General features: G+C 44.4%; 13 protein-coding genes. 7 read left to right on the forward strand and 6 right to left on the reverse strand.

Annotated elements, in window-relative coordinates:
• Positions 1-26: 26 nt before the first annotated feature.
• The 3 genes from P0M11_RS03625 to P0M11_RS03635 all read right to left on the reverse strand — a co-directional run bounded on the left by P0M11_RS03625 (position 27) and on the right by P0M11_RS03635 (position 2699).
• Positions 27-1406 carry a tryptophanase gene (locus tag P0M11_RS03625; protein WP_275624498.1) on the reverse strand — a complete coding sequence of 460 codons (1380 nt, stop codon included), beginning with the start codon at positions 1404-1406 and terminating at the stop codon, positions 27-29.
• A gap of 81 nt (positions 1407-1487) precedes the next feature.
• Positions 1488-2105, reverse strand: coding sequence for a DUF502 domain-containing protein (locus P0M11_RS03630; RefSeq protein ID WP_275624499.1), 618 nt, complete (start codon positions 2103-2105; stop codon positions 1488-1490).
• Between the two features lie 15 nt (positions 2106-2120).
• Positions 2121-2699 carry a tRNA-(ms[2]io[6]A)-hydroxylase gene (locus P0M11_RS03635; protein ID WP_275624500.1) on the reverse strand — a complete coding sequence of 193 codons (579 nt, stop codon included), beginning with the start codon at positions 2697-2699 and terminating at the stop codon, positions 2121-2123.
• A 167-nt stretch (positions 2700-2866) separates the two neighbouring features.
• Between P0M11_RS03635 and P0M11_RS03640 the strand changes: the two genes are divergently transcribed.
• On the forward strand, positions 2867-3109 hold the full coding sequence (locus P0M11_RS03640) for a hypothetical protein (protein WP_158065172.1): 243 nt from the start codon (positions 2867-2869) through the stop codon (positions 3107-3109).
• Positions 3110-3145: 36 nt separating this feature from the next.
• Here P0M11_RS03640 and P0M11_RS03645 read toward each other — a convergent pair whose 3' ends face one another.
• Positions 3146-4237: an acyltransferase family protein gene (locus tag P0M11_RS03645; protein ID WP_275624501.1), complete on the reverse strand. Its 1092-nt coding sequence runs from the start codon at positions 4235-4237 to the stop codon at positions 3146-3148.
• Between the two features lie 100 nt (positions 4238-4337).
• The gene (gene mutS, locus P0M11_RS03650) at positions 4338-6923 is read right to left on the reverse strand and encodes a DNA mismatch repair protein MutS (RefSeq protein WP_275624502.1); all 2586 of its coding nucleotides are present in this window, start codon (positions 6921-6923) and stop codon (positions 4338-4340) included.
• Between the two features lie 140 nt (positions 6924-7063).
• Here mutS and P0M11_RS03655 point away from each other — a divergent pair, with 140 nt between their 5' ends.
• From P0M11_RS03655 to P0M11_RS03680, 6 genes are all read left to right on the forward strand, one after another.
• Positions 7064-7594: an RNA methyltransferase gene (locus P0M11_RS03655; protein ID WP_275624503.1), complete on the forward strand. Its 531-nt coding sequence runs from the start codon at positions 7064-7066 to the stop codon at positions 7592-7594.
• Positions 7595-7766: 172 nt separating this feature from the next.
• Positions 7767-8420, forward strand: a complete 654-nt coding sequence (locus P0M11_RS03660) for a CBS domain-containing protein (RefSeq protein ID WP_275624504.1) — start codon at positions 7767-7769, stop codon at positions 8418-8420.
• Positions 8421-8433: 13 nt separating this feature from the next.
• Positions 8434-9300 (forward strand): NAD kinase, encoded by an 867-nt coding sequence (locus tag P0M11_RS03665; protein ID WP_158065177.1) that lies wholly within the window; start codon positions 8434-8436, stop codon positions 9298-9300.
• A 73-nt stretch (positions 9301-9373) separates the two neighbouring features.
• A complete protein-coding gene (fbaA, locus tag P0M11_RS03670) occupies positions 9374-10444 on the forward strand; it encodes a class II fructose-bisphosphate aldolase (RefSeq protein WP_275624505.1) in 1071 nt (356 codons plus the stop codon).
• A gap of 80 nt (positions 10445-10524) precedes the next feature.
• Positions 10525-11376, forward strand: a complete 852-nt coding sequence (gene accD / locus P0M11_RS03675; protein ID WP_158065179.1) for an acetyl-CoA carboxylase, carboxyltransferase subunit beta — start codon at positions 10525-10527, stop codon at positions 11374-11376.
• A gap of 48 nt (positions 11377-11424) precedes the next feature.
• A complete protein-coding gene (locus tag P0M11_RS03680) occupies positions 11425-11937 on the forward strand; it encodes a hypothetical protein (RefSeq protein ID WP_275624506.1) in 513 nt (170 codons plus the stop codon).
• 68 nt (positions 11938-12005) lie between these two features.
• Here the strand turns inward: P0M11_RS03680 and P0M11_RS03685 are convergent, their stop codons facing one another.
• A complete protein-coding gene (locus P0M11_RS03685) occupies positions 12006-14132 on the reverse strand; it encodes an elongation factor G (RefSeq protein ID WP_275624507.1) in 2127 nt (708 codons plus the stop codon).
• Positions 14133-14170 lie beyond the last annotated feature (38 nt).

Genomic DNA, 14170 nt, shown 5'->3' on the forward strand with positions numbered 1-14170 from the left:
TTTGTTTCAGTGCTGAACCTGCAAATCTACTTTGCCTCTTCCAGCTTTACAGTGAAGTGTCTGAGGATGGGGGGCTCCCAGGTGATGTTATATCCTTTGCTTATGTCTTCCCTGCGGTCAAAAACATTTTTCAGGCCCGCAGCTATATAATCCATATGGTTATTGGTGTAGGTCCGGCGCGGAATTGCCAAACGCAGAAGTTCCAGCTTAGGGTATCTGTTTTCCCTGGTTTCAGGATCACGGTCGGCCAGCAGCGTTCCAATCTCCACACCGCGGATTCCGGCTTCTTTATAAAGTTCGAGTCCAAGAGTTTGGGCAGGATATTCAGCACGCGGAACATTAGGCAAAAATTTAAGCGCATCTACAAAAACCGCGTGTCCGCCAATAGGCTTCTGCACAGGAATTCCGTACTCAATAAGTTTGTTTCCTAGATATTCCACCTGCGAAATACGGCTGTGCAGGTAATCAAATTCCGTTGCTTCATCAAGCCCCACTGCAAGAGCGTTCATATCCCGACCCGCCAGTCCGCCGTAGGTAATGAATCCTTCATATATAATAGTAAAGTTAGAAGCTTTCTGGAAAACCTCTTCGTTACGAAGCGCTATAAAACCACCAATATTAACCAAACCGTCCTTTTTGGAACTCATGGTCATACCTTCTCCGTAAGAAAAGATTTCCGCGCAAATTTCCTTAATGGTCCTGTCGGCCTGGCCGGCTTCACGGGTCTTAATGAAATAAGCATTTTCAGCATACCGTGCACTGTCGAAATAGATCGGAATACCATAACGGTCAGAGAGTGACTTCACCGCTTTAATATTTTCCAGTGAAACCGGCTGACCTCCGGAAGTATTACATGTGATGGTAATCAAACAGAAAGGTATCTGCTCCTTTGGGTACTTTTTGTATACCGCTTCCAGTTTTTCAAGATCAATATTGCCTTTAAAAGGATGATCATTTTCAATGTCAAATGCTTCATCAATTGTACAGTCTACCGCGTGGGCTTTACGGAATTCAATGTGTCCCTTGGTAGTGTCAAAATGTGAATTTCCGGGAATTACATCACCATCCTTTACGAGAACAGAGAAAAGCACATTCTCCGCTGCGCGTCCCTGGTGGGTAGGCAGTAGATAGGGAAAGCCAGTAATTTTATTTACCGTATCAAAAAGTGCCTGAAAAGACCGTGAACCGGCGTAACTTTCATCTCCTGTCATCATGGCGCCCCACTGGGAATCGCTCATGGCGCCGGTACCCGAATCCGTAAGCAGGTCAATATATACCTGTGAGGATTTTAAATTGAAAAGATTAAAATTGGCCTCTTTCAACCAGGTCTCCCTTTCTTCGCGGGAGGACTGACGGATTTCTTCAATCATTTTTATTCTGTAGGGTTCTGCGTAAGGTAATTTCATTATTTTATTTAAAGTTGGATTAATGTTAAATGGAAAACTGATGCGGAACTCGCATCACGAACTGTTACAGGTACACCCGGTTTATTCCGGAGCCTTAAAGACAGTCTTATCACTGTGGAAACCGGCCACACCACCACTTACGGCAAATTTCATTGCCGCGGCGGCACTCATGCCCTGAACCTCCTTTACATTTTTTTCTTCCGTAATAATTACCCAGCCAGAAATGGCATAGGAATGCGGCAGATATACTGCAACATAATGGTCCTTATCCACGTCAGTCATGTCTTCCTGTGTAAGGAAGCCTATCCGCCATACCACAGGGTTCTCGGAAGTCTTAACCCATACGGGCTTCGTAAATTTCTTTTTGTCCCCAACGAAGGATGACATCACATCTTTTGTAGGGGTATAAATATGTTTAATTCCCGGCGTTTTCTCCAGCAGAAGGTCCATGCGGTCCAGCAGCAGGCGCCCTACCAGGAATTTATTTCCTAAAAAGCCAAGCAGAGTAATCGTACAGATAATGGAAATAAACACCACTCCGGGCCATTTAGCTGAGATAGCCGGATAAAGATTGTCTACACTGGAAACAATATACCAAATAAAGAAAACGGTAAGTCCAAACGGACCGACAATCATCAGGCCCTGAAAAAAAGATTTCAGTAGCATATTTAATAGCTGTTGAACCTGCTCTTTTGTCATGAAACCTGTGCGAATTTAACCATGAATGGTTTCTCTTTTTCCGTAGCTGCTTATCACCTGAGCCTCATACTCAAGCCACTGTTCCCAGCGCCTGTTCACCTTTTCTTCATTGCCGAGCTGTCTCGCAAATCCTATAAAGGTGGTATAATGTCCTGCTTCGGAAATCATCAGTTCGCGGTAGAACACTTTCAGCTCTTCATCTTTTATATTCTCTGTTAAAACCTTAAAGCGTTCGCAGCTTCGGGCTTCAATCATTGCTGCAAAGAGCATTTTATCAATAATCAGATCTTCGCGGCTGCCCTGAATCATAAACTTTGCCAGGTCGTTCACATAATCATCTTTCCGCGGGCGTCCCAGATCATAGCCCCGGGCTTTGATGATTTCGTGCACCTGATTAAAGTGATCCAGTTCTTCCTGTGCAATTTTCAGAAGTTCCGATACAATTTCAGGATATTCAGGCAGTAAGGTGATCAGCGTAATGGAATTGGTTGCGGCTTTCTGTTCGCACCATGCGTGATCGGTAAGAATTTCACTAAGATTTCCCTCGGCAATATTTGCCCATCTGGGATCAGTAGGGAGTTTCAGCTTAAACATGAACTTGATAATTTCTGTAAAGTTACTATTATTCTAAATATCCGAGCGTGGATTTGCGTCTTTCAGAATTTCAGCGATTGCTTACATCATTAGTATTATGAGCCCAACAGTGAGGTGTCGTGGCATTCAAATTGGAAATATCAACTCAACATTAAAAAAAATAAATTATGAAAACGACTAACATCATCAAAAGAAGATCCGAGAAACTTTTCCTCCTTACCATTATGTTTTTCTCCAGTATAATTGCATTTGCGCAGGATGCAGCCGATGTAGATATCACGACATCTGAAACTACCACTACCACTACTACCGAAGAGTGGTTTACTAACCCACTGTACTGGGTAGTAGGTGCCCTGGTACTGATTGTAATTATTGCCCTTGTAGCAAGAGGCAACAGAGCAAACGACTAAATCACTTCATATATATTGTCACGAAACCGTCTCAGATTAACCTGAGGCGGTTTTTTTGCGGAGAAAATGCAGGGTTTTCCAGCCGAATGCGTCCAATTTTTTCATTGCTTCCGCAATTATTACTGCCAAAACAATATTCATAATGTAAATCAGGACCATAAGTATCCACCAGGGCATTTGCTCTTTCAGCGGGACCACTGCAAAATAGACAAGCGACGAGCTTATGCCCTGTGCGAAATAGAAAAAGATGGCATTGCGGCCAATATAGGTAACAAAACTCTCCTTGTTGACCTTCAGACGGTTGTAAAGCGCAAACAGAGTTATCAGTGAAAAGGATGACCAAAGAATATAAAGTGCCTTTGGCGGAAATTTGGCCTTATTCATTTTCAGGATGTAGTCTTTTCCCTCGTTCCAGTAAATTACCGCCAAAATGATAAGCATAAGGCTCAAAAGTGACAAAACCCAGTGCATAGGAATCTTCTTCCCTTTCAATCGGTTTGCCAGAAGGAAAATCCCCAGGTATAAAGTAACATATCCCACCTGACCGCTGGGATAATATTGCGGCATAAGATTAAACAGTGCGGTGAGTCCGAAACACAGAGCGATGAACCAATTAAGATGCTTAGGAAAAAAGCGGATAATGAGCACGCCAAGAACGGTGAGAATAAAATAGACCTTCAGATACCAGAAACTCCCCATTACCACGGGAAATGTATCGGCATTTGTATACTGATGCAGGTACCAGTTACCCAGGTTTTGCCACTGTGGCATGCTTGAGATATTCTGAGGAACATACTTGGCACCAAAAGTCGAATAGAATTCCTGCATCCAGGCAAGACCAAAAAGATTGAGGCCGAAGACCTTGAACAGGTAATCAAGAAAAAAGAGAAAGGTCACAAAAATCATAAAGGTTATCTGCAGTTTCAACAGCCTGTATAAAGTTTTTTCCACATTTCCTCCCGAGGTCAGACCGGAAAGTGCATAGAAAAGCGGCACGTCAATCAGCAGTGAAAGTACCCTGAGTTCGGTAGGGATATAAAACTGTCCGGACCAAAAAACTGTGTGAATAAAAATAATGGAAAGCGTGGCAAAGCCCTTCGCAAAGTCAATGTAGAGGTCTCTTTTCATAGTTTCTGTTATGCCTCAAAGTTATTCTTTTTCAGCACACCTTAAAATTTACTTTTGCAGAAAAGGACAAGCGGAATAACCAAAGCAATTTTGTGAAGGACTACTTCCCAATCATCTTCTTAATTGCATTTAATTTCATTAAGGCTTCAATTGGCGTCAGTGTGTTGATATCGATCTTATGGAGTTCTTCCCTGATGTTCTCCAACACCGGGTCATCCAACTGAAAAAAGGACAGCTGCAGATTTTCCTCGGTCAGTTTTTTAACAGACTCACGCCCATCGCCGGCATTTCGGCTCTGCTCCAGGGTTTTCAGTATCTCGGCGGCGCGGTGAACAACTTTTGCCGGCATCCCGGCCAACTTAGCCACATGGATACCGAAACTGTGTTCACTTCCGCCCGGCAAAAGCTTGCGCAGGAAGATAACAGACCCTTTGTTCTCCTGAATGGAAACATGAAAATTTCTGATCCTGGTAAAGTTCAGGGTCATTTCATTCAGTTCATGGTAGTGCGTCGCGAAAAGCGTTTTGGCCTGTGTAGGATGCTGATGCAGATATTCAGCAATGGCCCATGCAATCGAGACACCGTCGTAGGTTGATGTTCCCCTGCCAAGTTCATCAAGCAGGATGAGACTGCGGTCGGTTATATTGTTAAGGATGCTGGCAGCCTCATTCATCTCTACCATAAAAGTAGATTCGCCTGCGGAGATATTATCGGTGGCTCCAACACGGGTAAATATCCTGTCTAACAGCCCAATTTCCGCGTATTTTGCAGGTACAAAACTGCCAATCTGAGCCAGCAGACAAATGAGGGCGGTCTGCCGAAGTATCGCCGATTTACCTGCCATATTGGGACCGGTAACCATAATAATCTGCTGCGTATCGCGATCCAGAAAGACATCGTTCGGGATGTATTTCTCCCCAAGGGGCAGAGCACTCTCAATTATAGGATGCCGGCCTTCACGGATATCAATGGCGAAACCTTCATTTAAGACTGGCCGGGTGTAACTTTCGGACACCGCCAGTTCGGAAAAACCTACGGCTACATCCAGCTGTGCTATAAGTCCGGAATTGCGCTGGATTTCTGCCATAAAAGACATTACATGATTGCATATGCCGCGGTATAGCCTGTACTCTATCACCGAAATCTTCTCCTCTGCCCCCAGGATCTGGGTTTCATATTCTTTAAGTTCTTCGGTGATGTACCGTTCTGCATTAACCAGCGTCTGCTTTCGGATCCACTCTGCAGGGACTTTGTCCTTATGGGTATTACGCACTTCTATATAATAACCGAATACATTGTTAAAATCTATCTTAAGCGATGCAATACCCGTTCTTTCCACTTCACGCTGGCACATTTCGTCCAGAAAAGACTTACCCTTCTGCTGCAGACCACGTAAATAATCCAGTTCTTCGGAAACGCCGCTCTTGATTACATTTCCTTTTGAGAGCATAACAGGCAGTTCAGCGTTAAGGTGCATATCCAGATAATGTATAAGTTCCGAATGATCTGCGAGTATCTCCAGCGAATTCCCAATTTCGGGATAGGCAAGGATTTTACTCCGGATTTCCGCAATGCTTCGCAAACTGTGACGCAAAAACCCCAGTTCCTTGGGCGAGATTTTCTCTGATGCAAGTTTACCCATGAGCCTTTCCAGGTCTGAAATGGATTTCAGCAGAATCTGAATATCGTATTTTAGCATATCCTGACCGTTAAAAAATTCTATCAGCGAAAGCCGGGACTGTATTTCAACTATATTTTTCAGCGGAAGGATAATTCTCCTTCTCAGAAGTCTGCCTCCCATAGGTGTAGAGGTTCTGTCAATGATATCCAGCAAACTCCGGCCTTCCCTGTGGGCCGGCAAAACCACCTCCAGATTTCGGAGGGTAAAGGGATCCATCATAAGATAATCCTCCTGCGGGATTTTCTGAATGCGCGTAATATGGGTGAGCAGATCGTGGTGGGTATCCTCTACCAAATAAGCAAATATGGCACCCGCGGCAGTGATGGCAAGTTTAAGTTCGCTTACACCGAACCCGCGCAGCGACGAAGTCTTAAAGTGAGCTGTAAGTTTCTCTACCGCATAATTATACTGGAATGCCCAGTCCTCCAGCCGGAAAAAACTGCGGTTTTTCAGCTGTGGAGGAACGTCTTTGGTACGCTGGAACAGGATTTCGCTGGGATCAAAGGTGTTTACAATGTGCAGCAGCTTTTCCAGATTGCCTTCGGAAACGAGAAACTCACCTGTAGATACATCTACCAGTGCCAGCCCGTACATTTCTTTCTCTTTATGAACAGCCAGCAGGAAATTGTTTTTCTTTGAATTCAGTACCTGGTCATTGAAGGTAACTCCTGGTGTAACAAGTTCTGTAACACCCCGTTTTACAATGCCTTTTACGGCTTTGGGATCCTCCAGCTGGTCACAGATGGCCACACGCAGTCCTGCGCGAACCAATTTCGGCAAATACGAGTCTACTGAATGATGCGGAAATCCTGCGAGTTCAATATGACCCTCACCATTTGCCCTTTTCGTAAGCACGATACCGAGGATTTGCGAAGCACGGATGGCATCCTGACCAAAAGTCTCATAAAAGTCCCCCACCCTGAAAAGCAGCAAGGCATCCGGGTATTTAGCCTTAATTGTATTATACTGCAACATCAAGGGGGTTTCTTTCTTCGCTTTGGCCATCGTTAAAATTAAAATTGAGGGTAAAAATACAAATATTCTCAGGAAGCCCTTAGGTGAGCCACACATAAACAAGAGGGAAAACAGGCGTTCATGCCCGCACCATATGTTCCGATAAAGTATCTTTGCAGCACAGAAAAATTATGGCAACGAAATTAAAACTTGAAGATTTAGGGCGTGTGGACAGGGAAACCTTTAAGCAGATCACCAAAATCCCGGTTACCGTGGTGTTGGATAACGTGCGGAGCATGCACAATGTAGGTGCCGTTTTCCGTACTGCAGACGCATTTATTGTAGAAAGAGTCATCCTTTGCGGGATCACGCCTGTACCTCCACACCGGGAAATCCATAAAGCAGCGCTGGGCGCAACCGAAACTGTGGAATGGATTTATGTAAAGGATATTTCCGAGGCTTTGCAAATCCTTAAAAATCAGGGATGCACGGTTGTCGGTCTGGAACAAACCACAGCCAGTGTAAATATCGACAGTTACATAGTCAAGCGCGGGGAAAAGTACGCTCTCGTACTTGGAAATGAAGTGGACGGCCTTTCTGACGATGCCCTCGCACTGTACGACACTTTTCTGGAAATTCCGCAGTTAGGCACCAAACACTCACTGAATGTTTCGGTATGTGCGGGGATTGCGATGTGGCACTTCTTTAAAGATTTGAAATAAAAAAACTGCAAAGCCCTGAAAGGCAGTGCAGTTTGAAATAAATCTAATAAAAAGTAAAAATGAAAGGCGACAAAGATATTACAATTGAGCCTTATCTTCCAAACTATTTAACAGCTTAAGCGAAACATTACACAAAAAATGCGCTAGTCTTCAAATTTTATTATTTTAGCGTATGTTTATTAAAGATTATATTTCCAAGGACTATCCTGCGTTTAACTGGACCGATTCTGTAGAGGCTGCTTCGGAATTTGCCAAGGAGTTTGGATATTCGCATGTCTTCATAAAAAAGAAAGGAATCTATGCAGGTGCCCTAAGCCAGATATTTCTGGAGGAAAGTCCCGAAGGCCCGCTGGGCAGTCTGGAACTGCATTTTGAGAAATTTGCTATTCAGGCAGACGGAAGTATTCTGGACACCGTAAAGCTATTTCACACTTTCAATTCCAATGTCGTACCCGTGATCGGCGCTACCGAAAAATATCTTGGTTACATTTCCTGCGACGATATATTCAGTGAATTTTCTAAATACCCTCTTTTTTCCGAACCGGGCGCCATACTCACTATACAGACCAACTCCAAACACTATTCATTTACAGAAATTTCCCAGATTGTGGAAACCAATAATGCCAAGATTTACGGTTGCTATGTAAGTGCAATCAACGAAGATAATTTCTGGCTTACGATGAAGATCAGCAGTGAAAACCTAACCTCCATAGACGAGACTTTCGAAAGATATGGCTATAATGTGGTACATAAACATTACAGCGACGAGAAAGAGGATTTACTGAAGGACCGTTTTGGATTTTTTCAGAAATTCCTGGAATTTTAACAAACAGATATCAATGAAAGTTGCCATATATTCTCAGAAAAAGGATCTGGATACTTTTCTGTACCTAAGCAGGTTCATATCTGAGCTTGCGGGCCGCGGAATAGAATCCGTACTGCACAGCGACACTGCGAACGACCTGCAGTTCTCAAAGGATTTTGAAACTTTCAGTTCAAGAGCCGAACTCCAGACCCACGGTGTGGATTTCTTTTTCAGTTTTGGAGGAGACGGAACCATCCTTAACGCACTTATCTATATTCAGGACCTCGAGATTCCGGTCATTGGCGTAAATACCGGCAGGCTGGGCTTCCTGGCGAGTTTCAGCAAAGAAGACATATTCAATAATATAGACAGTATAGTGAAAGGCGACCTGGTCCTAAGTAAAAGGTCGGTCATTGAAGTCTTTACCGAAAAAAACAGCATCGCATTCCCTTACGCGCTCAATGATGTTTCCATCAGCCGTAAACAAACCACGGCAATGATCACGGTTGACACCTATATCAACGATGATTTCCTGACGGTTTTCTGGGCAGACGGTCTCATCGTGTCCACCCCTACAGGCTCAACAGCGTATTCACTGAGTTGTGGCGGACCCATCATATCGCCCACCAACGATAATTTTGTACTGACGCCCATTGCGCCCCATAACCTGAATGTGCGGCCCATTGTAGTGCAGGACGATGTAGAAATTCATCTGAAGGTCACCAGCCGTGTCCCACAGTATTCGCTGTCACTGGACTCCCGTCTTTATGAACTTGATATTGAGGAAGAAGTACGGCTTAAGAAAGCACCTTTTGAACTGAATCTGCTCCTGCCCAGGGATATTAATTTCTTTGACAAACTCCGGGAAAGATTACTTTGGGGAAAAGACAGACGCAACTGAAGTCATTCGCAAAAAAACCTTAACTTTACAGGATATTTCAAAACACAGATTCAATCCTTAAAAAGTAAAAATTATGAGTAGAATGTTTCCGGCAGGAGTTGCCACAGGTGAAATGGTAACAGACCTTTTTCAGTATGCTAAAGAGAATAAATTTGCGCTTCCCGCTGTAAATGTTATTGGTTCCAGCAATGTAAATGCTACCATGGAAACCGCTGCCAACCTAAACTCGCCGGTAATTATTCAGTTTTCGAATGGCGGTGCTGCTTTCAACGGTGGTAAAGGCCTGAGTACTGAAGGACAAAAATCTGCTATCCTGGGCGGTATTGCTGGTGCACAGCACATTCACACATTGGCTGAAGCCTACGGTGCTACCGTGATTTTACATACCGACCATTGCGCGAAAAAACTACTTCCATGGATTGACGGTCTTATGGATGCCAACGAAGATTTCTACAAAAGAACCGGTAAATCACTTTACAGTTCGCATATGCTGGACCTTTCTGAAGAATCTTTGGAAGAAAATATGGAAATTTCCTGCAGATATTTTGAAAGAATGGCAAAGATGGGCATGACACTGGAGATTGAACTTGGTGTTACAGGTGGTGAAGAAGATGGTGTAGACAATACAGGTGTTGATTCCTCCAAACTTTACACACAACCTGATGAGGTGGCTTACGCTTATGAAAAACTGAAGGCGATTTCTGATAACTTCACTATTGCTGCAGCATTTGGTAATGTTCACGGAGTTTATAAGCCGGGTAATGTAAAACTTACCCCTAAGATTCTGGACAATTCACAGAAATTTGTACAGGAAAAATTTGGCACAGCTGAAAAACCGATCAATTTTGTATTCCATGGCGGTTCCGGTTCCTCACTGGAAGAAATCAGGGAAGCAATTGATTACGGAGTAATTAAGATGAATATCGATACTGATCTTCAGTTTGCATATACTGAAGGTGTTCGCGACTATGTGGCTGAAAAGATGGAATATCTGAAAGCGCAGATCGGAAACCCGGACGGTGATGACAAACCTAACAAGAAATTCTACGATCCAAGGGTTTGGATCAGAAAAGGTGAAGAAACATTCGGAACAAGACTGGTTCAGGCATTTGAGGACCTGAACAATGTAAACACCCTTAAGTAACAGTTAGAATTCCAAAGGAGCTCAGTAAATCGGAAAATTACAGAACTCCTTTGGAATTCAGTTTTAATAAATATTAGATAATGGCATTTGACTGGTTTAAAAGAAAGGCGCAGAATATAACAACTTCTACAGAAGACAAAAAGGACGTTCCTAAAGGTTTGTGGCACCAGACCCCATCCGGAAAGATAGTGGAGCATGAAGAGCTCAGGAAAAACAATTATGTTTCTCCTGAAGACGGGTTCCATGTGCGCATAGGCAGTACCGAATTCTTTGAAATGCTTTTTGACGGAAATCAGTACAAAGAACTGGATAAGGACGTGGAAAGTGTGGATATGCTGAACTTTAAGGATACAAAAGCATATTCAGAAAGATTGAAGGAGGTGAAGGCCAAAACCAAACTCACAGATTCAATACGGAACGCTACCGGAACCGTGAACGGTGCGCCTATGGTGGTTTCCTGTATGGATTTCTCTTTCATTGGAGGATCTTTGGGCTCTGTAATGGGTGAGAAAATCCGCCGTGCGGTGGATTACTGCATCGAAAATAAACTTCCGTACATGATTATATGTCAGTCCGGTGGTGCCCGAATGCAGGAAGCCACTTATTCGCTGATGCAATTGGCTAAAGTGCAGAGTAAACTTGCACAGCTGTCTGAAGCCGGCCTTCCCTATATTGCATATCTGTGCGACCCAACTTTTGGCGGGATCACCGCTTCGTTTGCGATGACGGCAGATATCATTATGGCAGAACCGGGTGCGCTTATCGGATTTGCAGGCCCGCGCGTTATTAAAGAGACCATTGGCCGTGATTTGCCGGAAGGTTTCCAGACATCTGAATTCATTCAGGAAAAAGGATTTGTTGATTTCATCGTACGCCGCACCGAAATCAAGGAAACAGTTTCCAAAACGGTTAAACTACTGACCCCGGCTTAATTTTAAAACACTCTATAGATCTCACCTTATCGGGTGAGATTTCTGTTTATGCGGAAGTTACCTACCCTGTTTGTCCATACTCTTTCTACCTTAAGCTTTGAAAAGATCGTGATGCTTATCAGAGCCACGGCTCCTCATCCTTTATTCACACTTTTGAGTTTTTACGCAACTGTAAGGTCTTTTTCCATTGCGCAAAAACATTTTCCGAAGACCAGTGCTGCAAACGGAATCGGCAATGCTTACCGGCATGCCTTATGGACCTGCCTGATTTTGATGTACTGCTGCAAGGTTTCCTCTCCGCAAAAGGCGTTGAATTACTGTAAGAAAATTACCGACCTGCACGAGGAACTTTTCCCCAATAAACCGCTGGAAAAAAAAATGGACCTGCACAACAACAAGGTAGGTATGGATTTGTTTATGAAACTGCTACAGGGCATTCACAGACAGTTTTTTGAAACTTCATTTTTTGTGGAACACCTGATGGCCAAGACAAAAACTGCGGTAATACTTTCAGATATTAATCAGAATCCGGGTGAGGAACTGGTTTACCTGGAGGAGTAGACGGTTCTCATTAAAGAGGACGGCCATCCCGTAAAGAAATGGCCATCCGGTCAATATTTAATCAATAATTACACTTCAACTGCCGTTGCGCGGTAATTCTGCACCAAATCTTGCTGCACATTTGACGGCACCAGCTGGTAGTCCGAGAATTTCATGCTGAACTTCGCTTTGCCGCCGGTAATAGATCTTAGTGAAGATCCATAGTCGTTCATTTCGGACAGCGGCACCTCAGCCATAATCTTTTGGTAATGACCTTCAGTGTCCATACCGGTGATCATGGCACGTCGGGTTTGCAGATCACCCATCACATCCCCGGTGGCTTCCTCTGGGCATAGAATGTCAACATGGTACATGGGTTCCAGCAGCTGGGGCTTCGCATTGTTAAAACCATCTCTGAATGCGCCGGAAGCTGCCAGCTGGAATGATATATCGTTACTGTCCACACTGTGCATCTTTCCGTCGTATACCACTACCCGTACGTTCTGACATGGAGATCCAGTTAAAGGGCCGTTTTTCATCTGCTGCATGATCCCTTTCTTGATGGCTCCGATGTAACGGTTGTCTATGGTGCCTCCTACAATACACCAGTAGAAAGCCAGTTTACCGCCCCAGGGCAGCTCCTCAAAATCTTTCTGACGGATACTCAGTCCGGATGGTTCGTCCATTCCGTCGTAATAATTTTCAACACGCATATGGATCTCAGCAAACTGTCCCGCACCACCTGACTGTTTTTTATGACGGTAACTTGCATCAGCACGTCCCGTAATGGTTTCCCTGTAAGAAATCCGCGGATCTTTCATCTGCATCTTTACCCCAAAATCCTTCTCCAACCTTTGTTTCAGCAAATCCAGATGCAACTGCCCCTGTCCGCCAATGATGGCTTCATGGGTGTCCGCATCAATATCAAGTTTCAGGGTTGGATCTTCCTCTTTCATTTTGTTAAGAGCTGCAAAAAGCTTTTCCGTATCGGCTGTAGTTTCAGCCCAAACAGCCTTCCTTACACGGCTTTCGGGAAATTCCATCGGCCTTATGCTCCTGGTGCCACCACGGGCATTAAGGGTGCTGTTGGTGCGCGCAGACTTAAGTTTTACAGTTACCCCCAAATCACCAGCCTCCAGCTGACCGACGGGAATTCGCTCTTTTCCTTCAGAGACAAATAACTGCGCAATTCGTTCAATTTCTCCGGTTTCGGCATTCACAAGTTCATCTCCCGGTTTCAGGATTCCGGACATCACCTTAAAGTAGGAAAGGAGCCCCACCTGAGGTTCGGAGCTTGTTTTGTAAATAAATACGGTGGTTTTTTCAGTGGGATCACAGGTCAGCTCACTGCCATCTAGCAGCCTCCTGGCCGGACGGTCCAGCGGTGAGGGCGCAATATCATCAATAAAGCCCATGACTCTCCCACTGCCCATGTCTTTCAGGCCCGAAGAGACAAAAACCGGGAAAAACTGCTGGTGCGCTAATGCGATGGTTATCCCTTTTGCCAGTTCTTCCTCCGTAAGTGTTCCCTGTTCAAAATATTTTTCCATGAGTCCTTCCTCATTTTCAGCGGCAATCTCTACAAGAGCATTATGCATCTCATTTGCCCGCTGTATCTCACTTTCGGGAATAGGCATCTTTTCGGGCTTGCCGCCACTTTCAGGAAATTCATACATCACCATCCTTAACGCATCAATAATCCGGTTAAACTTGTCGCCAGCGTTCAGCGGATACTGTACTGGTACAATGCGGGAACCGAATCTTTCACGAGCTTGCTGCAGGGTACTGTCATAGTCAGCCTTGGGATGATCCATCTGATTGATAACGAAAATTGCGGGTGTTTCATAACGCTGAACATATTCCCATACAAGTTCGGTACCTACCTCTACACCATTAGCAGCGTTCAGGACAATAACGGCAGTATCGGAAACCTTCAGCGAAGACACTACCTCACCCACAAAGTCATCAAAACCCGGAGTATCCAGAACATTGATCTTATTGTTTTTCCAGTTTACGAACATCTGGTGCGAAAAGACTGTATTTTCCCGCTGATGTTCCAGATCTGTGTTATCACTTACGGTATTGTGACCCTCTACGCTGCCGCGGCGCCTTATGGCTCCTCCTTCATACAACATTGCCTCTATAAGCGTGGTTTTGCCGGAACCGGAATGTCCCAGCATCACCACATTACGTAAATCTTGTGTTTGTGCACTCATAGTATTGATGGTTTTTAGTTTCTAGGAAAGGATGCTGC

The sequence above is a fragment of the Kaistella sp. PBT33-4 genome, assembly GCF_029194425.1.
In the GTDB taxonomy this organism is placed as follows: Bacteria; Bacteroidota; Bacteroidia; order Flavobacteriales; family Weeksellaceae; genus Marnyiella.

Excerpts from the sequence above, each read along its gene's own strand:
- P0M11_RS03625 (WP_275624498.1), bottom strand. The coding sequence starts at position 1,406 with ATGAAATTACCTTACGCAGAACCCTACAGAATAAAAATGATTGAAGAA.
- P0M11_RS03630 (WP_275624499.1), bottom strand. The coding sequence starts at position 2,105 with ATGACAAAAGAGCAGGTTCAACAGCTATTAAATATGCTACTGAAATCT.
- P0M11_RS03635 (WP_275624500.1), bottom strand. The coding sequence starts at position 2,699 with ATGTTTAAGCTGAAACTCCCTACTGATCCCAGATGGGCAAATATTGCC.
- P0M11_RS03640 (WP_158065172.1), top strand. The coding sequence starts at position 2,867 with ATGAAAACGACTAACATCATCAAAAGAAGATCCGAGAAACTTTTCCTC.
- P0M11_RS03645 (WP_275624501.1), bottom strand. The coding sequence starts at position 4,237 with ATGAAAAGAGACCTCTACATTGACTTTGCGAAGGGCTTTGCCACGCTT.
- mutS (WP_275624502.1), bottom strand. The coding sequence starts at position 6,923 with ATGGCCAAAGCGAAGAAAGAAACCCCCTTGATGTTGCAGTATAATACA.
- P0M11_RS03655 (WP_275624503.1), top strand. The coding sequence starts at position 7,064 with ATGGCAACGAAATTAAAACTTGAAGATTTAGGGCGTGTGGACAGGGAA.
- P0M11_RS03660 (WP_275624504.1), top strand. The coding sequence starts at position 7,767 with ATGTTTATTAAAGATTATATTTCCAAGGACTATCCTGCGTTTAACTGG.
- P0M11_RS03665 (WP_158065177.1), top strand. The coding sequence starts at position 8,434 with ATGAAAGTTGCCATATATTCTCAGAAAAAGGATCTGGATACTTTTCTG.
- fbaA (WP_275624505.1), top strand. The coding sequence starts at position 9,374 with ATGAGTAGAATGTTTCCGGCAGGAGTTGCCACAGGTGAAATGGTAACA.
- accD (WP_158065179.1), top strand. The coding sequence starts at position 10,525 with ATGGCATTTGACTGGTTTAAAAGAAAGGCGCAGAATATAACAACTTCT.
- P0M11_RS03680 (WP_275624506.1), top strand. The coding sequence starts at position 11,425 with ATGCGGAAGTTACCTACCCTGTTTGTCCATACTCTTTCTACCTTAAGC.
- P0M11_RS03685 (WP_275624507.1), bottom strand. The coding sequence starts at position 14,132 with ATGAGTGCACAAACACAAGATTTACGTAATGTGGTGATGCTGGGACAT.